This is a genomic window from Pseudomonas sp. CFBP 13711, assembly GCF_014842265.1.
Lineage (GTDB): Bacteria > Pseudomonadota > Gammaproteobacteria > Pseudomonadales > Pseudomonadaceae > Aquipseudomonas.
Genome location: NZ_JACYVI010000003.1, coordinates 299,208 through 319,688, shown reverse-complemented (window position 1 = coordinate 319,688; position 20,481 = coordinate 299,208). Strand labels below are relative to the sequence as shown.

Annotated in this window: 17 protein-coding genes; 6 read left to right on the top strand and 11 right to left on the bottom strand. The window is 62.8% G+C overall.

The annotated features are described in order from the left end of the window. Positions 1 to 27 precede the first annotated feature (27 nt). Positions 28 to 348 (bottom strand): DUF883 family protein, encoded by a 321-nt coding sequence (locus tag IFT47_RS08510; RefSeq protein ID WP_192172383.1) that lies wholly within the window; start codon positions 346 to 348, stop codon positions 28 to 30. A gap of 201 nt (positions 349 to 549) precedes the next feature. Between IFT47_RS08510 and IFT47_RS08505 the strand changes: the two genes are divergently transcribed. Continuing rightward, on the top strand, positions 550 to 807 hold the full coding sequence (locus IFT47_RS08505; protein ID WP_122534790.1) for a hypothetical protein: 258 nt from the start codon (positions 550 to 552) through the stop codon (positions 805 to 807). 223 nt (positions 808 to 1,030) lie between these two features. Here IFT47_RS08505 and IFT47_RS08500 read toward each other — a convergent pair whose 3' ends face one another. The 3 genes from IFT47_RS08500 to IFT47_RS08490 are packed head-to-tail and all read right to left on the bottom strand — an operon-like array spanning position 1,031 to position 5,663. Beyond that, entirely contained in the window at positions 1,031 to 1,984 is a 954-nt protein-coding gene (locus IFT47_RS08500; RefSeq protein WP_192172384.1) for an aliphatic sulfonate ABC transporter substrate-binding protein, read from the bottom strand. Further along, the gene (locus IFT47_RS08495; protein WP_192172385.1) at positions 1,981 to 3,381 is read right to left on the bottom strand and encodes an LLM class flavin-dependent oxidoreductase; all 1,401 of its coding nucleotides are present in this window, start codon (positions 3,379 to 3,381) and stop codon (positions 1,981 to 1,983) included. The genes IFT47_RS08500 and IFT47_RS08495 overlap by 4 nt, the downstream gene beginning before the upstream one ends. 44 nt (positions 3,382 to 3,425) lie before the next feature. After that, the gene (locus IFT47_RS08490) at positions 3,426 to 5,663 is read right to left on the bottom strand and encodes a TonB-dependent receptor (protein ID WP_192172386.1); all 2,238 of its coding nucleotides are present in this window, start codon (positions 5,661 to 5,663) and stop codon (positions 3,426 to 3,428) included. A gap of 219 nt (positions 5,664 to 5,882) precedes the next feature. Between IFT47_RS08490 and IFT47_RS08485 the strand changes: the two genes are divergently transcribed. After that, a complete protein-coding gene (locus IFT47_RS08485) occupies positions 5,883 to 6,929 on the top strand; it encodes a LacI family DNA-binding transcriptional regulator (protein WP_244655912.1) in 1,047 nt (348 codons plus the stop codon). A gap of 7 nt (positions 6,930 to 6,936) precedes the next feature. On the opposite strand, the gene IFT47_RS08480 is transcribed toward IFT47_RS08485, so the two are convergent. Both IFT47_RS08480 and IFT47_RS08475 read right to left on the bottom strand, forming a co-directional pair. Then, entirely contained in the window at positions 6,937 to 7,419 is a 483-nt protein-coding gene (locus IFT47_RS08480) for an LEA type 2 family protein (RefSeq protein ID WP_192172387.1), read from the bottom strand. A gap of 42 nt (positions 7,420 to 7,461) precedes the next feature. Continuing rightward, positions 7,462 to 8,979 (bottom strand): nucleobase:cation symporter-2 family protein, encoded by a 1,518-nt coding sequence (locus IFT47_RS08475; RefSeq protein ID WP_192172388.1) that lies wholly within the window; start codon positions 8,977 to 8,979, stop codon positions 7,462 to 7,464. Positions 8,980 to 9,377: 398 nt separating this feature from the next. On the opposite strand from IFT47_RS08475, the gene IFT47_RS08470 reads away from it, so the two are divergent. From IFT47_RS08470 to IFT47_RS08455, 4 genes are all read left to right on the top strand, one after another. Next, complete coding sequence (locus IFT47_RS08470) at positions 9,378 to 9,677, top strand: ArsR/SmtB family transcription factor (protein ID WP_192172389.1); 300 nt, start codon at positions 9,378 to 9,380, stop codon at positions 9,675 to 9,677. A 401-nt stretch (positions 9,678 to 10,078) separates the two neighbouring features. After that, a complete protein-coding gene (locus tag IFT47_RS08465; RefSeq protein WP_192172390.1) occupies positions 10,079 to 11,512 on the top strand; it encodes an NAD-dependent succinate-semialdehyde dehydrogenase in 1,434 nt (477 codons plus the stop codon). A 289-nt stretch (positions 11,513 to 11,801) separates the two neighbouring features. Continuing rightward, a complete protein-coding gene (locus IFT47_RS08460) occupies positions 11,802 to 13,271 on the top strand; it encodes an MFS transporter (protein ID WP_192172391.1) in 1,470 nt (489 codons plus the stop codon). Between the two features lie 129 nt (positions 13,272 to 13,400). Beyond that, positions 13,401 to 13,988, top strand: a complete 588-nt coding sequence (locus tag IFT47_RS08455; RefSeq protein ID WP_192172392.1) for a LysE family translocator — start codon at positions 13,401 to 13,403, stop codon at positions 13,986 to 13,988. A 32-nt stretch (positions 13,989 to 14,020) separates the two neighbouring features. On the opposite strand, the gene IFT47_RS08450 is transcribed toward IFT47_RS08455, so the two are convergent. The 5 genes from IFT47_RS08450 to IFT47_RS08430 form a co-directional block, all read right to left on the bottom strand. Then, positions 14,021 to 14,854, bottom strand: coding sequence for an AraC family transcriptional regulator (locus tag IFT47_RS08450; RefSeq protein ID WP_192172393.1), 834 nt, complete (start codon positions 14,852 to 14,854; stop codon positions 14,021 to 14,023). A 6-nt stretch (positions 14,855 to 14,860) separates the two neighbouring features. After that, complete coding sequence (locus IFT47_RS08445; protein ID WP_192172394.1) at positions 14,861 to 16,504, bottom strand: phosphoethanolamine transferase; 1,644 nt, start codon at positions 16,502 to 16,504, stop codon at positions 14,861 to 14,863. A 226-nt stretch (positions 16,505 to 16,730) separates the two neighbouring features. After that, positions 16,731 to 17,471 (bottom strand): substrate-binding periplasmic protein, encoded by a 741-nt coding sequence (locus IFT47_RS08440; protein WP_192172395.1) that lies wholly within the window; start codon positions 17,469 to 17,471, stop codon positions 16,731 to 16,733. Between the two features lie 15 nt (positions 17,472 to 17,486). Continuing rightward, the gene (locus IFT47_RS08435; RefSeq protein WP_192172396.1) at positions 17,487 to 18,857 is read right to left on the bottom strand and encodes a GGDEF domain-containing protein; all 1,371 of its coding nucleotides are present in this window, start codon (positions 18,855 to 18,857) and stop codon (positions 17,487 to 17,489) included. A 2-nt stretch (positions 18,858 to 18,859) separates the two neighbouring features. Beyond that, the gene (locus IFT47_RS08430) at positions 18,860 to 19,657 is read right to left on the bottom strand and encodes a substrate-binding periplasmic protein (protein ID WP_192172397.1); all 798 of its coding nucleotides are present in this window, start codon (positions 19,655 to 19,657) and stop codon (positions 18,860 to 18,862) included. Positions 19,658 to 20,481 lie beyond the last annotated feature (824 nt).

Sequence of the window (20,481 nt, the reverse complement as noted above, 5' to 3'; positions counted from 1 at the left end):
TCTTGCTACCAGGTCAGACGTCGTTAATCAACGACGGCCCAGCAACAGACCCACTACCAGACCAAAGCCTGCCGAGACTGCCACGGTCTGCCATGGGTGGCCGCCGATGTAGTTTTCGGTGGCATCAACGGCTGGCTTGGCGCGTTCGCGCACGCTGCCCACGGATTCCAGCGCCTGCTTGAGTTTCTGGCTCAGTTGCGCACGCACGGTATCGGCTTCTTCGCCGACCAGGGAGGCGCTGTCTTTGAGCAGTTTGTCGGACTCTTCAATGAGGGCGGCCAGTTCGCTGAACGCTTGATCCTTGATCTGTTCGACAGCGGCGTTTTGGGCAGCAGTTTTACGAGCCATGGCAAATTTCCTTTCAGTGGTTATGGCAGTGTGCAATGGAGTTTTGAGCGCCTGAAAAGTTGCAGCGCTTTTCCCCCAGCCGGCAAAAAGTACGCGTAATGGGGTCGGGATTCACGGTCGGCGGGTGTAAGATGCTGACGTTTTTCGAGCCCGTCACCGGCTCCGTTTATGCGTTTCGTTTTGACCACCGAGGTACATACCATGAGCTACAACCTGGCCAATAAAACCCTTCCGGAACGTGCCGCGATCGAGGACGAAAAGTCCCGCCTGTTCGATCTGTGGCAGAGCAATCTGGGCAAGGCCAAAGGTGACGCCGCCCGGCTGATGGGCGAACGGGCCAAGCGCAAGGGCAAATGGTCGGAGTGGGTGCGCGGTGAGCTCGACGCCATGTCGCCGCCGGAGTACGCCAACATGGTGCGCGCCGAGGTCAATCGACTGGTGGCAGCGGCGCGGGGGTAGGTTTCGGTTTAGCCCGTCGGACGCCTTCCCGGCTGAAGCCGGTCCTGCCATGCGCGGTTTAGTGGGACCGGCTTCAGCCGGGAATAGGCCAGTCCTGGCGACATCATTTTGCCCGTGTTTGCGGGGAGGCGGCTGACGCTTTCCCGGCTAAAGCCGGTCCCACTAAAAGCGTAAAGCCAGTCCCACAGTTACAGCTCCGGCCGGTCCCACTGACAGCGTACGGCTACGGCCTGGCCGCTGCGCTCACGTCAATGCGTTTGGGCAGCAAATGGTTTTCGAAGAACAGATCGGCCGTCTGCTGCTGCGCCGCAATGATCTGCGGGGTGATCGGCAGGATCGGCGAGGCAGGGCGGTTGTCCATGTAGCGGGCTATCACCGCGTGCGGCAGCCCCATCGAACGGGTCAGCACCTCCAGGCTCAGCTGCCGCTGGCTGCGGGTCAGCGCTTCGGCAATCGTCAGCTGTTCAAGCAATGCGTTGATGAACGCCCCATGCCCACTGGCGTACGAACGTCTGGCCGTGTAGATCGGCCCGGACAATCCCAGGTCGGTGCCGTCCGCCAACAGCCGGGCGCGACCGCCGCTCAGGGCCAGCGACGAAAACGGTTCCCAGATCGCCCAGGCATCGACGCTGCCTTGTTCGAACGCCGCGCGGGCGTCGGCCGGGCTGAGGTAGACCGGCTGAATGTCCGTGTACTTCAACCCGGCCTGGTTCAGGGCGCGGAGGATCAGGTTGTGCGAGCTCGAGCCTTTCTGGAACGCCACTTTCTTGCCCTTCAAATCCGCCACCTGATGCAGCGGGCTGTCGGCCGCGACCAGCAGGGTTTCCGCCTGCGGCTTGGCGGGCTCCGCGCCGATGTAGAGCAGATCGGCGCCGGCGGCCTGGGCGAACAGCGGCGGAATGTCGCCGGTGGAGCCCACGTCCAACGCACCGATATTCAACGCCTCCAGCATCTGCGGCCCGGCCGGGAATTCGATCCACTGCACGTGGGTATGCGGGAAGCGCTTCTCCAGCAGCCCCTGTTCCTTGGCCAGCACCAACGCAATCGAGCCCTTCTGATACCCGATGCGCAACTCGGCCGGGTCGGATGAATCGGCGGCGGCCGCGACGTTCGCGCAGGCCAGGTTGATCCCGATCACGGCCAGCAATGCGCTGCCCAATGTGCGCAATGTCTTCATCCTTTCAAACCCTCTTGGTTTCTGTGTGCAGGGCGATGGCCTGGCGGCGCGCTGAAGCGGTTGGCCGGACGCGGCAAACCCAGGTGCTCGCGCAAGGTGCTGCCGGTGTAGTCCTGTCGGAACAAGCCGCGCCGCTGCAGCTCCGGAATCACCTTGTGCGCGACGTCTTCCAGCCCGCCCGGCAGGTGCGGCACCAGCACGTTGAAGCCGTCGGCCGCGCCCTGCTCGAACCAGGTCTGCCAGTGATCGGCGATCTGACTCGGGGTGCCGACCACACTGAAGTGGCCTCGACCGCCGGCGATTTTTCGTCCCAGCTGCGCCAGGGTCAGGTTCTCGTCCTGCGCCAGTTGCGAGAGCAGGGCCTGGCGGCTTTGCTGGCCGCTCCGGGTCAATGGCAGCGCGGGCAAGGGTTCGTCCAGCGGGTAACCCGAGAGGTCGAAATTGCCCAGCATTCTTCCCAGTAACGCGACACCCACGCGGGGCTCAACCAGCGCCTGAAATTCCTCGAATTTGTCCCGGGCCTGGGCCTCGCTGTCACCGACCACCACGAACATGCCGGGCATGATCTTGAGCGTGTCGGGGTCTCGGCCGAACCCGACGGCGCGGGACTTCAGGTCTTGATAGAACGCCTGGGCGGCGGCCAGCGAAGGCTGGGCGGTGAACACCACTTCGGCAGTCTGCGCCGCCAGCGTGCGACCGGCCTCCGACGAGCCGGCCTGAACCACCACCGGCTGACCCTGGGGCGAGCGGGCCACATTGAGCGGGCCTTTAACCTTGAAGTGCTCACCCTGATGATCCAGCACGTGGAGGCCGTCAGGGCGGTAATACGCGCCGCTGGCCTTGTCCCGAACAAAAGCGTCGTCGTCCCAGCTGTCCCACAACCCCGTCACCACCTGATGAAACTCCCGGGCGCGACTGTAACGCTCGGCATGATCGATGTGCTCGTCGCGGCCGAAATTAAGGGCTTCGGCGGCGGCATCCGAGGTGACCAGATTCCAGCCCGCGCGGCCCCTTGAAAGGTGATCCAGAGAGGCGAATTTACGGGCGATGTGAAAGGGCTCGTTGTAGCTGGTGGTGGCGGTGACGATCAGGCCGATGCGCTCGGTGACGGCACTCAACGCCGAGACCAGCGTCAGGGGTTCGAAGTGGTCCGAACGCGCCATGGAGCTGGCGGCGTCCCCCGTCGCGGCCGCCACGCTGTCGGCGATGAACAGCGTGTCGAACTTCGCTGCTTCGGCCACCTGCGCCAGGTGTTTGTAGTGCTTGAAGTCCAGGCCCGCGTTGGCTGGCACGTCCGGGTGGCGCCACGCCGCAACGTGGTGACCGGTGGCCATCAGGAACGCGCCCAGTTTCATTTGCCGGGGCTCAGTGTGTGTGTGGCGGGATTCAGTGCTCATTGCCGATGCCTTTCATGCAGTGTCCTTGTGAGGTTCGCCCATGTTCAGAAATCCTTGCGCACTTGCACGCCGAAGTAGCGCTCGTCGTCCCGTGGCACGGCGCGGTAGATGTAACCCGTGCCGCTGGCAAGCAGGGGGGAATAGGATGTGTCGGTGAGGTTTTTCGCCAGCACCGCGACGCGCCAGCCGTTGCTGTAATCGGCCACGGCTGCGCTGGCATTCCACAGGCCATAGGCGCCCTGTTTGGTGTCCGGGTTCTGGCTGATGTCGTACTGCACTTCGCTCTGCCAGCTGTAATCAGTGCCCAGTTCGATGTCCAACCCGTTGTCCAGCGGGATGGTGTAGTCGGCCCGTACGTAACTTTTCCAGTCCGGCGCGTAGGGCAGCGTCTTGCCGTTCACGTCACAGGACGCCGCCGCGCCCGCCGGGCAGCTGAACTGGTCGATGCGCGCCTTGGTGTAGGCGATGGCGCCGGAGAACTTCAGGTTGCGTGTGGCCTGCAAGGCGTAGTCGGCCTCGACCCCTTCGGTGCTGACGCTGCCGGCGTTGATCAGCCGGGTCACCACCTGGCCCGCGACGCTGTCGAAGAAGTTCGCCTGATAGTTGCTGTACTCGCTGTGGAACACCGCGACGTTGGTGGTCAGGCGGTGGTTCCAGGGGGTGGCTTTGATGCCCAGCTCCCAGTTGTTCGAGGTTTCAGGTTTGAGCGCGCCGGTGTCCCGGGGCTGCATGTTGAAGAACACGTTGTAGGCCGGGCCTTTGTAGCCGCGCGAGTAGGTGAGGTAAGCCATGACCGAATCGCTCAGGTCATATTGCACGCCCAGCCGCCCGGACCAGCCGTCTTCGTCCACCGAACCGGAGCTGCTGGTGCCGGGCTGAATGCCGCTGACCGTAGTGGCGGACGTCGAGACGCGGCGGTGATCGTATTCCAGGTCGTCGTGGGTCCAGCGCAGACCGGCGATGCCGCGAAACGCCGGGGTGAAATTCAGCGTGCTTTCGCCGAACACCGCGTAGCTGTCGCTGGTGGTGCTGTAGTCGGCGACGCCGGTGTTGGTCGCGGTGGGCGTGATCAGCGTGCGGCGATAGGTTTCGTCGTCCTTGCCGTGCATGTAATACAGGCCGCCGACGTACTCGAGGAACTGGCCTTTCGGCGAGGCCAGTCGCAGCTCCTGGGAGTACTGGTTGAAATCCAGATCGCCCTTGTCTTCGGTGCCGGGGAAGGCGGCGCTGACGTTGGCCAGTCGGTCGCCATCCTGCCACTGGGTGTTGTTCCAGCCGCGCCAGGCGGTGATCGAGGTCAGCGTGTAATCGCCCAGGTTCCAGTCCAACTGGGCAGACAAGCCTTTGTTGATGTCGTCGACATGGCTGCGGTAGTCACTGACCAGATCGCGGTTGTCGTTGCTGGCGCGCACCGGCGACAGCGCGTTGGCGAAGGCCGGTGTCAGCGACTGGCTGATGACCCCGTTGGGGGTGTCGTCGTGGGACTGCATGTAATCGCCGATGACCGTCAGCTTGACGTCTTCATTGGGAGTGAATTCCAGCTTGCCGCGCGCACCTTTGTGGTTGTAGCCGTTGACCTCCTGCCCGTTGGCCTTGTTGTGCACGTTGCCGTCGTAGGTGCCGAACAGGGTCGTGACCGAGGCCTTCAGCGTATCGGGAATCAGGCTGCCGCCAATGCCGAAACGGGTGCGGCTTTCATTGCCGCTGTAGTACGACTGATCGATGTAGCCGTGGGTCTCTGCGGTGGGCGCCTTGCTGACGATGTTCAGCACACCGGCCGAGGCGTTCTTGCCGAACAGCGTGCCTTGGGGGCCACGCAGGACTTCGATGCGTTCCAGGTCCAGCAGGTCCAGGGTCGCTTGGCCGGGCCGCGCATAGACCACGCCGTCCACCACCGTCGCGACAGTCGGCTCGACGCCCGGGGACGTGGAAATGGTGCCGACGCCGCGCATGAACAATGAGGTGTCCTTGTTCGACGCACCGGTGCGGAAATTCAGCGCAGGCACTTGCTGCGCGATACTGGCAACGCCGTTGCGGTTGTCACGCTCCAGCTGTTCGCCGTCCAGTACCGTGACGGCGACCGGGACCTGCTGTAGCGGTTCTTCCCGGCGGGTGGCGGTGACCGTGACCGCCTGCAGCGTCGCGGTCTCGGGTGCTTGCTCCGCGACTGGCGACGCGGTGGACACGTCCGCGGCGAAGGCCGGCAGCGCACACAGCGCGAATGCCGTGGCAATGGCCTGACTAAGGTGACTCGGTGAATGGAACGCCCCGGTTTGTCGCATGATCGTTGCTCGCTGATGAATGCCTGTCGGAAGGTGGCTCTGCGGCCACTGGTGTGCTGCGCGGCAGAAAGGTGGGCATTCGCTCAAGCGAGTAGCTGATACTGTCAGTTAGCGCTAACATTGCCAGTATCGGAAATAGGCTGATAGACCGTCCAATACTGAAAAATCAGCTTTAAATAATCTTTGGTTATAACCAGGCTTTTGCCAGGAGCGGGTGTTTTGACCGACACAGCGGATCCCCCACGCAAGCGGCGCGGTGCCGGGCGCGTCACTCAGGACGCGGTTGCTCGCCACGTCGGCGTGTCGACGATGACCGTGTCGCGTTATTTAAATCAGCCCGATCAGGTGTCCGACGAGCATCGTCAGCGCATTGCGGCAGCCGTCGCCGAGCTGGGTTACGTGCCCAATCTGGTCGCCGGAGGGCTGGCGTCGGCCAAGGGCAAGATCGTGGCGATGGTGGTGCCGAATATCTCCGGACCGATTTTTGCGGACACCATTCAGGGCTTCAGCGACACCCTGGCCCGGCACGGCTATCAGTTACTGCTGGCGTCGAGCTACTTCTCCACCGAGCAGGAAGAGCGGGCGATCCGCGCGTTTCTCGGCTGGTCACCCGCTGCGTTGGTGGTCACCAGTCACTTCCACAGTGAGGCCACGGAGAAGATGCTCGCGGCGGCGGACATTCCGCTGATCGAAACCTGGGACTACCAGCCCGACCGCGCGCCGATCCAGATCGGCTTTTCCCATCACGAGGTCGGGGTCACCGGCGCGCGTTATCTGCTTCAGCGCGGCTATCAGCGAATTGCGTTCGTGCTCAACAGTGCGGCGGGGGACTTTAGCGCGCAAGAACGCTGCGCCGGTTATGTGCAGGCGCTGGGGGAGGCCGGGGTCAGCCCGCAGATTTTCACCCCGGCGGGCGATCTCGCGCCGTTCGAAGCCGGCAAGCAGGCGCTCACCGAGCTGATGCAGCGGGCCACGCCTCCCGATGCGATCTTCTTCGCCAACGACAACCTGGCCGCCGGCGGCTTGCTCGCGGCCCAGCGTGCAGGGGTAAGCATTCCGGGTGACTGCGCGATGCTGGGTTTCGGCGATTACCCCTTTGCCGAGATGCTCATGCCCAGCCTCAGCACGATCAAGCCGCCGGCGCTCCAGATCGGTGTGCTCGCTGCCGAGCGGGTGCTGCAACGGCTGGGTGTGATTGTCACGGACGAGGTCTTTCAGCGGTTGAATCTGCTGGAGTGCCGGTTGATCGGCCGGGAAAGCAGCTGAGTCGTAATCACCAAGTGCCGCTGGCCGGTTTCGGCAGGCTCAGCGTGCCGCTGTCCTCGAAGCGCATCGTGCCGAACAGTCCGCCGGCCAGCTTGCCGTGCAGCTCGTAGGGAAGGTTGTCCAGCCGTTGCTGATCGGCAAGGCCCACCGCCTGGCGCAGGGCGGCAAAGGCTGACACGGTGACCGGCACCGTCAACACGCCTTCGGAGAACCGCCCGATCGTGCCTTTCTGGTCGCTCACGCCAGAGGCAAGCAAGCGGCCGTTGACGTCCAGATTCAGCGCCACACCGTCGTACTGGATGTCGGTGTCGTTAGGGTTTTGCAGGCGCAGCTTCACGGCGAAGCGGATTTCCAGATCCTGGCCGGGCAGGGGATCGATGCCCACTACGTTTATGTTCAGCGGATCGCGGTTGGGAAACAGCGCGCAGGCGCTGAGTGCGAGCACCAGGGTCAGGCCGGCGAGGAGGGTGCGGATCGGGCGTAGCGGCATCGGTGACTCCCGTGGCAGGCCGTTGGGGCGCAACACGCCCCTTCAAACGTCCTGACGATTCAAGTGTGCGACCCCGCGCGCCGGTAGAGGTTCTGCGTCAGGTCCCGCGGCAGGGCTAGGGGGCGGATCCTGCAGCACCTTAAGCGTGGCAGCTTCCGGGTCGAATTCGGTGAGCTCCGGCTCCTGGTATTCCTCCGGCAGAAAGATATTGAGGATGATCGCGCAGAACGCGCCGACGGTGATGGGCGATTCGAAAATGTTGTGCAGCGCCTTCGGCAGCTCGCGCAAGACCTCTGGGACGGCCGCGACGCCCAGGCCCATGCCCAGGGAAATCGCCACGATCAGCATATTGCGCCGATGCAGACCGGCCTCCGAGAGGATCTTGATCCCGGCCACCGCAACGGTGCCGAACATGATCAGCGTTGCGCCACCCAGCACCGGCTTCGGCATCAGTTGCAGCACCGCGCCGATGACCGGGAACAGGCCCAGCAGCACCAGAATCCCGGCGATGAAAAACGCCACGTAGCGGCTGGCCACGCCGGTCAGCTGAATCACCCCGTTGTTCTGCGCGAAGGTCACCATGGGCAGGCTGTTGAAGGTCGCGGCCAGCGCCGAATTCAGCCCGTCCGCCAGCAGCCCCGACTTGATCCGGCGGATGTACACCGGCCCGCTCACCGGCTGTTGGGAAATCATCGAGTTGGCGGTGAGGTCCCCGGCGGCTTCCAGCGGCGACACCAGAAAGATCACCGCGATCGGGATGAACGCCAGCAGATCGAAGGAAAACCCGTATTTGAAGGGCACCGGCAGGCTCATCACCGGGACATGGGGCATCTGCGCGAAATCCACCCGGCCCATGAACCAGGCGACGGCGAAGCCCAGGGTCAGGCCGATGATGATTGCGCTCAGGCGCAGTAACGGAATATTGAACCGGTTGAGCACGACGATGGTGACCAGCACCAGGCCGGCCAGCCCCATGTTCGCCGCCGATCCCAGGTCGCTGGCGCCGAAGCCGCCGGCCATGTCGGTCATGGCCACTTTCAACAGCGACAGGCCCATCAGGGTAATGATCGTGCCCGTGACCACCGGGGTGATCAGCTTGCGCAATTTGCCGATGAACTGGCTGAGGGCGACTTCGACGAACGCCGCGCAGAAGCACACGCCGAAGATCGTCGAGAGGATTTCGTCGGTGCCGCCGCCGCGACTCTTGACCAGAAACCCGGCACTGAGGATTACGCTGAGGAAGGAAAAGCTGGTGCCCTGCAGGCACAGCAGCCCCGAGCCGATCGGGCCGAAGCGTTTGGCCTGAACAAAGGTGCCCAGCCCGGACACGAACAACGCCATGCTGATCAGGTACGGCACTTCACTGTCCAGCCCGAGCACGCTGCCGACGATGAGGGTGGGAGTGATGATGCCGACGAAACTGGCGAGCACGTGCTGTAACGCCGCAAAGACCGCGGCGGTGAAATGCGGCCGGTCATGCAGGCCGTAGATGAGGTCTGTTCTGGACGAGACTGAAGCAGAAGCCGAGCGGGTCGGGGCGCTGTTGCGGGGTGCGGTCATGGTTAGCCTGCCATTTTGTTTTTATGGGGTCATGGGCTTTGCGGATGACAAATCTCCGACCGGTGCGGACATCTTGTCTTGCCGGTCAGGATTGCCGACTGTACAACATGTCCACATGCATAAATACAGTTTGGTAGGAGATCGTGTACAAAGTTCAAGGTGAGGCATGACAGTCGGCCGAGGTAAAAAGGGCGCGCAGGATGCCAGAAAACATTGACCAGGTCAGCGATCGATGTCGGGTGGTTCCGGGTAATGCTCACGGCGCTGAACCATCTTTTGCCGGAAGCCTCCATACTGTTGACCGCCAGTGTCGACCGCCATCAATGGTGACCGTCATCAGCCTGTCGAGTTTGTTCCGCAGTATCTCTGGACAAGGAGGTTTTTACTGAGGCGTCACAATGATTAACAGCACGGCACAGCAGTTCCCGTTGAGTGACTCGCAGTTCGCACTGATCGCCCGGGCGCTGGCTGACAGCCGCCGCTTTCGGATTCTGGTTCAGATCGGCGACAGTGAACAGGCGCTTCCATGCGCCGAAGTGCTGAAGGTCCATCCCGTCAGCGCCGCGACCGTTTCCCATCACACCAAAGAGCTCGAGCGCGCCGGCCTCATCGCCACCCTGCGCGAAGGCAAATACGCCAGCTTCATGATCCAGCGCGAGGTCCTGCACGCCTACGCTCGGCAGTTGATGCTGATCTAACACGCCCCGCGTCGTCTGCAGGACGCGGAGCGTCCGGGGCGGTGTTACCACGCGGAGCGTGGGAACCATCAACATCTATGGTGAACAAACCGGCCCCTTCCCGGCTAAAGCCGGTCCCACTAAATGCATTGCATGCATCCAGCAAGATTGGCGTCGACTGTAGGACCGGCTTTAGCCGGGAAGCCCTTGATCTGCTTTTGATCTTGATCTTCATACACAAGAGGCTCAGTCACCGCCAATCGCGAGTTTCATGTTCAGCGCCATTGAAAACGGCCTCGTCAGCCCCTATCTCTGAGGGTGTCCCGCAACCGATCCAATCCGATCGCGAGCGGCGCGCATCCGGCAGGTTCAGCGCGCCTTTCTTCCCTCCGCCTCCCCGCGAGGCGCATCTGGAGTTCCCCATGTACCCAGACGTTCAGCTCTACATCGATGGTCAATGGCGTGCCAGCTCAGACGGCCGCACCCTCGATGTCATCAACCCCGCCGACGGCGAAACCCTCAACACCGTGGCCCACGCCAACATCGCTGATCTGGACCAGGCGCTGGCAGCGGCCGAACGCGGCTTTGAAACGTGGCGCAGCACCCCGGCCTACGACCGCTACAAAATAATGCAAAAGGCCGCCAACCTGCTGCGCGACCGCGTCGATCACATCGCCAACATCATGACCCAGGAACAGGGCAAGCCCCTGGCCGAAGCGCGCATGGAAACCCTGTCCGCCGCCGACATCATCGACTGGCTCGCCGAAGAAGGCCGCCGCGCCTACGGCCGTCTGGTGCCATCGCGCAACGTCTCGGTCGAGCAGAAAGTCATCAAGGAACCGGTCGGCCCGGTGGCGGCGTTCACGCCGTGGAACTTCCCGATCAACCAAGTGGTGCGCAAGCTGTCCTCGGCGCTGGCGGCCGGCTGCTCGATCATCGTCAAGGCCCCGGAAGAAACCCCGGCGTCGCCTGCCGAACTGGTCCGCGCCTTCGTCGATGCCGGCGTTCCGGCAGGCGTTATTAGCTTGGTTTATGGTGACCCTGCGCAGATTTCCAGCTACCTGATCGCGCACCCGACCATCAAGAAAGTCACTTTCACCGGCTCGACCCCGGTGGGCAAGCAACTGGCAGCGCTGGCCGGTCAGCACATGAAACGCGCGACCATGGAGCTCGGCGGGCACGCCCCGGCGCTGGTGTTCGACGACGCAGACATCGACCTGGCCGCGCGCACGCTGGCCGGCGCCAAGTTCCGCAACGCCGGGCAGGTCTGCGTGTCACCTACACGTATTCTCGTCCAGCGCGGCGTGTTCGATGAATTCGTCGAGAAGTTCGTCGGCCACACCCACGAGCTGAAAGTCGGCAACGGCCTGGAGCAGGGCGTGACCATGGGTCCGGTGGCCAACGGGCGTCGTATTCCGGCGTTGAATGCGCTGATCAAGGACGCCAGCGACAAGGGCGCCAAGGTCCACGTCGGCGGCAAGGCTATACAAGGGCCAGGCTACTTCTTCCAGCCCACGGTTATCAGCGGGCTGACCACCGAAATGCGCATCATGAACGAAGAGCCGTTCGGCCCGGTGGCGCTGCTGGTGCCGTTCGACACGGTCGAGGATGCCGTCAAGGAATCCAACCGCGTGCCGTTCGGTTTGGCGTCGTATGCGTTTACCTCGTCGATGAAAACCACCCACATCCTCAGCACCCGCATCGAAGCCGGCATGCTGTCGATCAACCACCAGGGCATCGGCCTGGTGGAAGTGCCGTTCGGCGGCATCAAGGATTCGGGTTATGGGTCCGAGGGCGGCACCGAAGCGATCGAGGCCTACCTGAACACCAAGCTGGTGACGGTGTTCAACGTTTAACGTCATGCAGCCGCGTTGAAAAAAGAAACCCACCGTTTGGTGGGTTTTTTTTAGGTTGTCGCGGGTGCCGCGGGTGACTGCTTTTAGTGGGACCGGCTTTAGCCGGGAAGGCGCCGGTACGAGCACCCTTATTGTTGAGTCGGGGACAGATTGATTTACGGTGAAGCGTTGTAAACAAATCAGTCCCCTTATCTATCCCTCATCTATCCGCCACATCACCCCCGCTGAACTCCCACGCACCCCGCGAACTCTGAACCCACAGATCACTTCCGATCCACGGGGACGACTCATGGCGATCAGCAGCGTGCAGGCAGTAGCGGCAGACCCCAAAGGCGCGGTGTTTGAAACGGACCTGCCGGCCCGGCTTGATCGTCTGCCCTGGGGGCGGTTTCATACGTTGCTGGTCTTTGCGCTGGGCATCACCTGGCTGCTCGACGGGCTGGAAGTGACCCTGGCGGGCTCGGTGTCCGGGGCGTTGAAAGACAGCCCGGTCCTGCACCTGACCAACGCCGACATCGGCCTGGCCGGCGGCGCCTATATCTGCGGCGCGGTGCTGGGGGCGTTGTTCTTTGGCTGGCTGACCGACCGGCTGGGTCGGCGCAAACTGTTCTTCATCACCCTCGCGCTGTACATCACCGCGACCGCCGCCACGGCGTTTTCCTTCAGCGTCTGGAGTTTCCTGCTGTTCCGGTTCCTTACCGGGATGGGCATCGGCGGCGAGTACACGGCGATCAATTCGACCATCCAGGAATTCACGCCCGCACGGTTTCGCGGCTGGGTCGATCTGACCATCAACGGCACCTTCTGGATCGGTGCGGCACTGGGCGCGGTCGGCTCCATCGTGCTGCTGGACGCCTCGTGGGTCGGCGCGGACATGGGCTGGCGCCTGTGTTTCGGCATCGGCGCGGTGCTCGGTCTGATCATTCTGCTGATGCGCCTGTGGCTGCCAGAAAGTCCGCGCTGGTTGCTGATTCACGGCCAGGGTGAAGAGGCGAGGGTGATCGTGGAAGGCATCGAAGAGCGCCTGCGCCGGCAGGGCCACGACCTCTCCGCGCCAACGGGTCCACCCTTGCGTCTGCACGCCCGGGACCACACGCCGCTGAAAGAGATTTTCCACACGCTGTTCAACACCTACCGCCGTCGCGCGCTGGTGGGCCTGACGTTGCTGACCGCCCAGGCGTTCTTCTACAACGCGATTTTCTTCACCTACGCCCTGGTGCTGACCGAGTTCTATCAAGTGCCGTCGGCCTCCATCGGCTGGTACGTGCTGCCCCTGGCGCTGGGCAACTTCTGCGGACCCTTGCTGCTGGGCCGGCTGTTCGATGTGGTGGGGCGACGGGTGATGATCAGCCTGACCTACGCCGTGTCCGGGGTCCTGCTGACTCTCAGCGGCTATCTGTTTCAGCAGGGCGTTCTGGATGTCACGCAGCAGGCCATCGCCTGGATGATCATTTTCTTTTTCGCGTCGGCAGCGGCCAGTTCGGCCTATCTGACCGTCGCCGAAACCTTCCCGCTGGAGATCCGTGCACTGGCGATTGCGGTGTTCTATGCATTCGGCACGGCGCTGGGTGGCATCGTCGGCCCGACGCTGTTCGGCCAGTTGATCGACACCCATGAGCGCGGCCCGGTGTTTTTCGGCTACCTGATCGGTGCCGCGTTGATGTTGCTGGCTGCCGTGGTGCAGGCGATATGGGGCGTGGCATCGGAAGGCAAATCCCTGGAAGAAGTGGCGAGGCCCTTGTCCCAGGCCCACGACTGACCCAAGCCCACGACTGAGCCCTGAACACTGAACCAGGCACACCGTCGGCGATTGGTCAGTTTTGTTCAATCGCCGGCTCATGCGCCCTTCGTACACTCACCCCACAGTCAATGAAGGGTGACACGTGCAATGAATCTGATGATTTCCATGGCGGCGTTCGCACTGGCCGCGTCCATATCGCCGGGGCCGGTGAACGTTGTGGCGCTCAGCTCGGGCGCGCAGTTCGGTCTGGTCGCGAGCCTGCGCCATGTGCTCGGCGCGACGGTAGGCTTTGTCGTGCTGCTGATGTTCACCGGCTTCGGCCTGCATGAAGTGTTGCAGCGCTACCCGATGCTGACCGAGATCATTCGCTGGGCCGGGGTGGCGTTTCTGCTCTATCTGGCGTGGAAGCTGGCCATGGACGACGGCCGCCTGGACGTCAGCAGACCGACCCGCGAGCCGTCCTTTTTACACGGTGCGGCGATGCAGTGGCTGAACCCGAAAGCCTGGCTGGCGGCGGTGGCGGGGATGGGCGCGTTTGTGGCCGATGGCGAGGCGCGACTGATCGGTCTGTTTGCGTTGATCTACTTCGTCGTGTGCTACCTGTCGGTGGCGTGCTGGGCCTACGCCGGTGCTTTTCTCGGCCCTTACTTGCGCAGCCCTCGTCGCATCCGCGTGTTCAACCGCAGCATGGCGGCGCTCCTGGCAGGCTGCGCGGTGTCGCTGTTTTACGTCTGAGCCCGTTCAGGTCCGGGCGAGCAGGCGTCTGATCACGGCTTGTACTGGCCCGGCGTCACGGCCAGATGCTTTTTGAACGCCCGCTGAAAATGCGCCTGATCGGCAAAGCCACTCTGCTGCGCGATGTCGGCGATGGGCTCGCCGCTGCGCAATTGCGCCTGGCCGTGCTGGATGCGCCGGTTGATCAGCCAGGCGTGGGGTGTCATGTGGTGATGCTGCTCGAACGCGCGAATCAAGTAGGCCTCGGACAAGTTCGCCACCGCGCATAAATCCTCGAGCCGAATCGGTTGCAGGTAATGCGCATCGATGTACCGCGCCGCGCGCTCGACCTTGGGATTGGCGGGTCTCGGCGTCAGGCCAGAACCGCCCAGACGCTGTTCGACCAGGCTGAAAAAACCGACAGCGGCCTCCTGTTTCGCCAGCGTATCGAGCTGCGAATCCACCAGCCGCCGATGCAAGTCGAGCAAGCCTTTGAACAACAGCGGGTCACGACTGTGGGTGGCCGGATACCCGCGAAACATGCCCCCGTTGTTGACCCCGCAATCACGCTGAAGCGCGCCCAGCCACTGCGCGTTCACGTACAGCATCAGGTAGGACCACGGCTGATTGTCGATGGGGTTGCAGGCGTGGACCTCGCCGGGGTTCATCACCACAACGGTGCCGGTGGCGATGGTCTGGGTGGTTTTCTCGTGCAGGTACGTGCTTTGCCCGGCGGTGATTGCGCCGATGGAAAACACTTCATGGGAATGACGGGAATAACAGACCTTGCGTCCGTCGGCGATGGAGCGCGCTTCAATGAACGGCAGCTGCGCGTCCCGCCAGAACACCGGTTTATCAGGCTGTATCACCGGGTTCTGGCAGGTCATTTCAACTCATCCCTTGTTGCGTTTGCAGCTGTGAAAGAGGTCCAGCGCCGGCTGGTATTCCGTGCTGGTAACGCCGAGCAAGCCTAGCACCGAATGAAACATGTAGTCATGGCTCAGGTCCGGCTGGTCTTGCCTGGCGGCCAGGCAGGTGCGATCGACGCCGGCGTCTTCCAGGGTCGAGTGGCCAAACCACATCACCATCGGCACGTGGGTCTGGGCCGTCGGTGCGATGGCGTACGGCGCGGCGTGCAGGTAGATGCCGTTTTCCCCCAGGGACTCGCCGTGGTCCGAGACGTAGATCATCGACGCATCGACCTTGTCCTGGTTGCGCTTGAGCAGTTCGATGGTCTGGGACAGGAAATGATCGGTGTAAAGAATAGTGTTGTCGTAGACGTTTTTCAGCTCGTCGGACGTGCAGCTGCCCAGCTGATTGGTGTGGCAGACGGGCGTGAAGCGTTCGAGCGTCTTGGGGTAGCGATCATAGTATTCCGGGCCGTGGCTGCCATCGGAATGGAGGACGATGATGGCGTTGTCCTGCAGTGAGTCGATGTAGTCCTGCAAGCCCACCAGCAGCGATTCGTCGAGGCAGTTCTTGCCATCACAGAACGGGCTCGGCTGGTTTTTCGGGATATCGCTGTGGGGCACGCGCAGGCAGGTCCCTTTGCAGTCGCTGTTGTTGTCCAGCCACAGCACTTTCAGGCCGGCGCGCTGAAGCATGTCCAGCAGACCCTCGTAGGTCTTGCCCTTTTTGTCGCTGTAATCGGTGCGCGGAAACTTCGAAAACATGCACGGCACTGACACGGCGGTGGAGGTACCGCACGAGGCCACGTGGGTGAAGTTGAGAATGTCCTGCTCTTTCAGCTCCGGGTTGGTTTCCCGCCCGTAACCGTTGAGGGAGAAGTGGTCGGCCCGTGCCGTTTCACCGACGACGAAGATCATCAGGCTCTTTTTCGGCCGCTGTTGTGCCTGGGGGCTGAGCGCCGCGTCGGCGCCGACGGTCTGGATTTTCAGCGTCTCTTTGATGGCGACGGTCTGCTTGGTCAGCTTGCCGATGGCGTAGATGTAATTGGTCGGATTGATGAAGTGGGTGAGCTTGTCTTCATCGCGAAAGATCGGCGCATAGGTCGAGTAGAAGGGGCCGACGGCAGCGGCGATGACCAGCAAACAGCCGATGCAGACAAGCACTTTGTTGACCAGCCCGGGCAGCACGCGGCGGTAGGTCACCGGCACCCACCAGATCAGCGCGATCGGCAGCACGCCGAGCAGGCCCAGGTAGAGAAACAGCTTGCCGCTCAACAGGGCTTCGGCCTCGCCGGGATTGGTCTCGAGCACGTTCTGCATCATCGTCGTGTCGATGCTGATGCCGTAGGTGTTCATGAAGTACGCGGCGCCGGCCGAGCACAGCGCGACCAGGCTCAACACCGGCTTGAGCGTCGGGCGAAACGAAAAGGGTGTGAGCAGCAGGGTGATTGCGGCCCACAGCAGGAAGGCAAATGACACATAGAACGCGATGGCCTTGACGCCCTGCAATTGCGCCAGATCAACCAGTGCGCGCCAGGTCGCCAAGTTGTAGAACACCACCAGACACAGGGAAAACAGCATCACCAGACGAGTTGACGTGACCGGTTTGACCATCGGATTCATTTCCATATAAGGGGCCGCGCAGTGCCTGGGGTGCGGGTGCAACAGGCATTTCCATCCGTGGGGCCGAGACGTCAGACTGAGTCAGTCAATGGCTGCCGGGAGGGGAGGCGGGACAGACCGCGCGGAGTTTTCCAAAACGATTGTGAAGGCTTTGTGAAATCCCCGAGGCGCTGATTTCCGGGGCGTGAAAACCGGGTTTTGCAGGCCGGGATCCGAGTGGGACGGCTTGCGGTCACTGCCCGGCGATGACCCTGTCCACCGTGCCGTCCTGTTTGAGTCGGGCGAAGGCGGCGGTGATTCGCTGGACCGTCTCGTCCGGGGTGCTGGCGCTGAGGGCGACGTACAGACCTTTGGACAGTTCGTCGAGGGTAAAGACGCTTTCCAGGTCCTCGAAGGCAATGTGCAGATCAGCGCATTGTTCCCGCGCCTCGCGCTCGGGCATGGGAATCAGCTCGACCTGGCCGCTGATGAGTTTGCGCAGATTGTCGAGGTTATTGGCCGACACCACCATCCTGCTGAACCCCTTGCCTTCCAGGTATTGCTGGCGCGAATCGTCGCGCACCACGCCGACGGTGTAATGACTGGCGTCCTGCAAGTCCTTGACCCGCACATCGCCGCGCTTGCGCAGTTTGTAGAACGACGGCATGACGTGTTCCAGCTCGCCGACCCACTTGAACAGCCCTTCGCGCGCACTGCTGCGGATCATCGGGTAGATCAGCACGTTCGCTTCCAGCCGCGCGATGTCGTAGGCCCGCGCCCAGGGGTACAGCGCCATGTGGTAATCGGTGATGCCGGCGTTGGCGAGGGTCAACTCGACCACTTCAGTGGCGACCCCGACCACCTTGTCCCCGTCGAGTGCGCTGTAGGAGGAGTCTTCGGTCACCACTTGCAACGTCGCGGCGCCAGCGTTCAGGCACACGAAAAACATCAAGAAAGTGACCAGAACGCTGCACTGACGATGAATTGTTCCCATGGCATTCCTCTCGGTTCAGATCACACAGCGGTCCCGGCCCTGGCTTTTCGCCCGGTACAGCGCCCGGTCGGCACTCTGCAGCAGTTGATCGAAGTGCTCCATGTTCGCCGGGTCGAGCTCGGCCACGCCGATACTCAAGGTCACGAAGGGCGAGACCGGTGAAGCGCTGTGTACCAGTTGTTGCCGGGCCAGCAGCCCGCGCAGGCGATCGGCCGAGGCCAGTGCCTGTTGCTCATCCTGGCCCGGCAGCAGCACGGCGAACTCTTCGCCGCCGAGCCGCGCCACCAGTTCGCCGGAGCGCGAAAACAGCGCGCTCATGGCCAGCGCCACATCGCGCAGGCATTGATCGCCCCGGGCATGGCCGTAGGTGTCGTTGTAAAGCTTGAAGAAATCGATGTCGCACATCAGCACCGACAGCGGCTGGCGATGACGCAAGGCGCGGTTGAATTCCAGCTCCTTGAGCTCGTCGAAATGCCGGCGGTTGGCCAGGCCCGTGAGCGGATCGAAGCGGGTCAGGGCTTCCAGTCGCGTATTGGCGGCCTTGAGCTGTGCGGTGCGCTGCTCGACCAGTTCGGCGAGCTGGTCGCGGCTGGCGGCGAGGGTGACTTCATCGCGCGCCTGACGCTCCAGGTGCGCGGCCAGTTTGTCCTGCAGGTCATTGACGCCCGCTTCGAGCAGGTCGAGTTCGTCGCCGGCCTTGCCGCGTCGCTCAAGCGTCAGGTGCGTCTTGAGGTTGAGCGGTGTCAGGTGTTCGAGGTGGCGGGCAATGCGCCGCACGTGCAGGGTCACCGAGCGGTTGAACATCCCCATGATCAGCCCGGCGAGCGCCAGGGACTGGATGATCTGGGTGAGCATGATGACCGCGACTTCTTTCCACAGGCGTCTCCACAGCAGGCTCTCGTCGCCTTCGATGGTCAGCTCGCCGACCACCTCGCTGGCGCCGGGGTAGGGCGCAATCGTCAGCTGCCGATGCAATGCCGGGGCGAGGATCGAGCCGGTGTGGCCGGGGTGTTGGTGTTCCAGAATCTCGGGGGCGCGACCGGGCCGCAGGATCGTCAGCTGAACCCGGCCCACCGGCGCCGCCGTGGCCACGCTGTCGATCTGGGTCTGCAGCGCCTGATCATCCATCTCCCACACGGCTTTTGACAGCGTGCCCTGGAACACCTGATCGATCAGGCTCAGCTCGGCGTTCATGTTCGCCAGATTGGTGTTCCAGGCGAACCAGGTGCGCACCAGCACCGTTGCGGCGGTGAACAGCATGCAGAACGCCAGCGTCGCCAGCACCAGACGCCGTGCCAGCGAACCGTTGCGCTGTCCGGTGCGCTGCCCGTTGCGAGGGTCCGGGCGGGTGTCGCCGGGCGGGTCGGAAGGGGCGTCGAACGGCATGCTCATTGCCACTTGCGCGCGATGGCGTCGTAGGTGCCGTTGGCGCGAATGGTCTCAAGGGCTTTCTGAAACAGCTGCACCGTGGCGTCGGGCGTGCCCATGCTGAACGCCATGTTGAAGCCGCCGGCTTCTTCCAGCTCTTTTATGCGCAGGGATTGCACCAGGGTTCGGGTGGGGTCATCGCCGACCTGCCGGGCGAGGTAGTAAGCGTTGAGCTCGTCGGAAATCCACAGCTCGACGTGGCCGGTCTGCAGTTTCTGGTAGTTGAATTCGTAGCGGTTGCTCGATTGCAGCTGATGGCCGATCTCGAACGCGCGCGCCATCAGGTACTGCTCGCCGACGTCTTCGTTGACCGTCGCGGTTTGCAAGTCCCGGGCATCGTCCAGGCTCAGCAGCGTGACGGGATGGCTGGCAGACGAATACAGAAACCAGCGCGACGCGGCGATGGTGCCGACCCACTTGAACAGCCGCTCGCGCTCGGCGGTGCGGGTGATGGAGTAGATCAACACATTCGGCGTGTGCAGCGCCAGATCATAAGCCCGCGCCCAGGGCATGGACTGAATGGAGGCCTGCACATTGACCTCCTTCAACACCGCCTGGACCACCTCGGTGCTCATGCCGGTGAGCACCCCGTCGCGGGTCATGTTATAGGGTGGGAGTTCTTCGGTGACCACATGGATCTCGACACGAGCCGCGTTCGAGTTAATCGATTCAGCTCCCGACGCGCCAGTGCCCACGCACAGCAACAGCGCCACACAGAGTGCGCTGCCCAGTGTGTGAATGAGCGAATGGAATGTCATCGATAACTACCTCATGGGGTGCAGAAGCGACAGATTCCGGACCGTGAACACCCCGGCGCAACCGTCACCGACTGCCTTGCACACCGGGATATCGGCTGAATAATCCGTCACTTGAGACGGCATCCTGCCGGTCATCCTAACAGCTTGAATGGACGAGGCCGGGTTCCCCGACTCCCGCGCACAACCTCACGCAAACTCCCCGACCGCCAGACCAGGCACATCGCACGCCAGCCACCGACCTCCACTGCCCGGACTGGCCTCTTCCCGGCTAAAGCCGGTCCCACTTAAAAGCCGTGTGCAGTCAGTGGGACCGGCTTTAGCCGGGAATGGACGCGGAGCGTCCCGGGATGCATCCCCATGCAGAGCGTGGGGACGATCATCCACGGCACCGCATTCCCCCGTAGGACCGGCTTCAGCCGGGAAGCCATTGATCTGCTGTTGATCTGCTTTTGATCTTCGTACAAAAAAGGTCCAGACACCGCCAAACGCGACTTGGGTGCAGGCTGAACGCAGGTTTTGCGGAGTGGGCCGAGCCGCATGGATGCGGCGAGAGCGCCGTCAGGACATGGATGTCCGTTCGGCGCGGGCCCACGGAGCAAGACCGGAGTGAAGGAACCCGACGCAGGAGGGCCAAACCAGGAGCAGGCAACCTTGGTTACTTGGGGTGATTTTCCAAGTAACTCGCCGAAGGCGAAACAATCTGCCCCCAGGCAGATGCTTTTAAACAACTGTGGCGTTCTGCCACACCGGAGTAAACGCGGTTCCTTGACCTGGATCAAAGGTGCACGAAGGCCCTGTAGGAAAAATACCTCGCACCCCGACGA

Excerpts from the sequence above, each read along its gene's own strand:
- IFT47_RS08510 (WP_192172383.1), bottom strand. The coding sequence starts at position 348 with ATGGCTCGTAAAACTGCTGCCCAAAACGCCGCTGTCGAACAGATCAAG.
- IFT47_RS08505 (WP_122534790.1), top strand. The coding sequence starts at position 550 with ATGAGCTACAACCTGGCCAATAAAACCCTTCCGGAACGTGCCGCGATC.
- IFT47_RS08500 (WP_192172384.1), bottom strand. The coding sequence starts at position 1,984 with ATGAAGACATTGCGCACATTGGGCAGCGCATTGCTGGCCGTGATCGGG.
- IFT47_RS08495 (WP_192172385.1), bottom strand. The coding sequence starts at position 3,381 with ATGAGCACTGAATCCCGCCACACACACACTGAGCCCCGGCAAATGAAA.
- IFT47_RS08490 (WP_192172386.1), bottom strand. The coding sequence starts at position 5,663 with ATGCGACAAACCGGGGCGTTCCATTCACCGAGTCACCTTAGTCAGGCC.
- IFT47_RS08480 (WP_192172387.1), bottom strand. The coding sequence starts at position 7,419 with ATGCCGCTACGCCCGATCCGCACCCTCCTCGCCGGCCTGACCCTGGTG.
- IFT47_RS08475 (WP_192172388.1), bottom strand. The coding sequence starts at position 8,979 with ATGACCGCACCCCGCAACAGCGCCCCGACCCGCTCGGCTTCTGCTTCA.
- IFT47_RS08470 (WP_192172389.1), top strand. The coding sequence starts at position 9,378 with ATGATTAACAGCACGGCACAGCAGTTCCCGTTGAGTGACTCGCAGTTC.
- IFT47_RS08465 (WP_192172390.1), top strand. The coding sequence starts at position 10,079 with ATGTACCCAGACGTTCAGCTCTACATCGATGGTCAATGGCGTGCCAGC.
- IFT47_RS08460 (WP_192172391.1), top strand. The coding sequence starts at position 11,802 with ATGGCGATCAGCAGCGTGCAGGCAGTAGCGGCAGACCCCAAAGGCGCG.
- IFT47_RS08455 (WP_192172392.1), top strand. The coding sequence starts at position 13,401 with ATGAATCTGATGATTTCCATGGCGGCGTTCGCACTGGCCGCGTCCATA.
- IFT47_RS08450 (WP_192172393.1), bottom strand. The coding sequence starts at position 14,854 with ATGACCTGCCAGAACCCGGTGATACAGCCTGATAAACCGGTGTTCTGG.
- IFT47_RS08445 (WP_192172394.1), bottom strand. The coding sequence starts at position 16,504 with ATGGAAATGAATCCGATGGTCAAACCGGTCACGTCAACTCGTCTGGTG.
- IFT47_RS08440 (WP_192172395.1), bottom strand. The coding sequence starts at position 17,471 with ATGGGAACAATTCATCGTCAGTGCAGCGTTCTGGTCACTTTCTTGATG.
- IFT47_RS08435 (WP_192172396.1), bottom strand. The coding sequence starts at position 18,857 with ATGCCGTTCGACGCCCCTTCCGACCCGCCCGGCGACACCCGCCCGGAC.
- IFT47_RS08430 (WP_192172397.1), bottom strand. The coding sequence starts at position 19,657 with ATGACATTCCATTCGCTCATTCACACACTGGGCAGCGCACTCTGTGTG.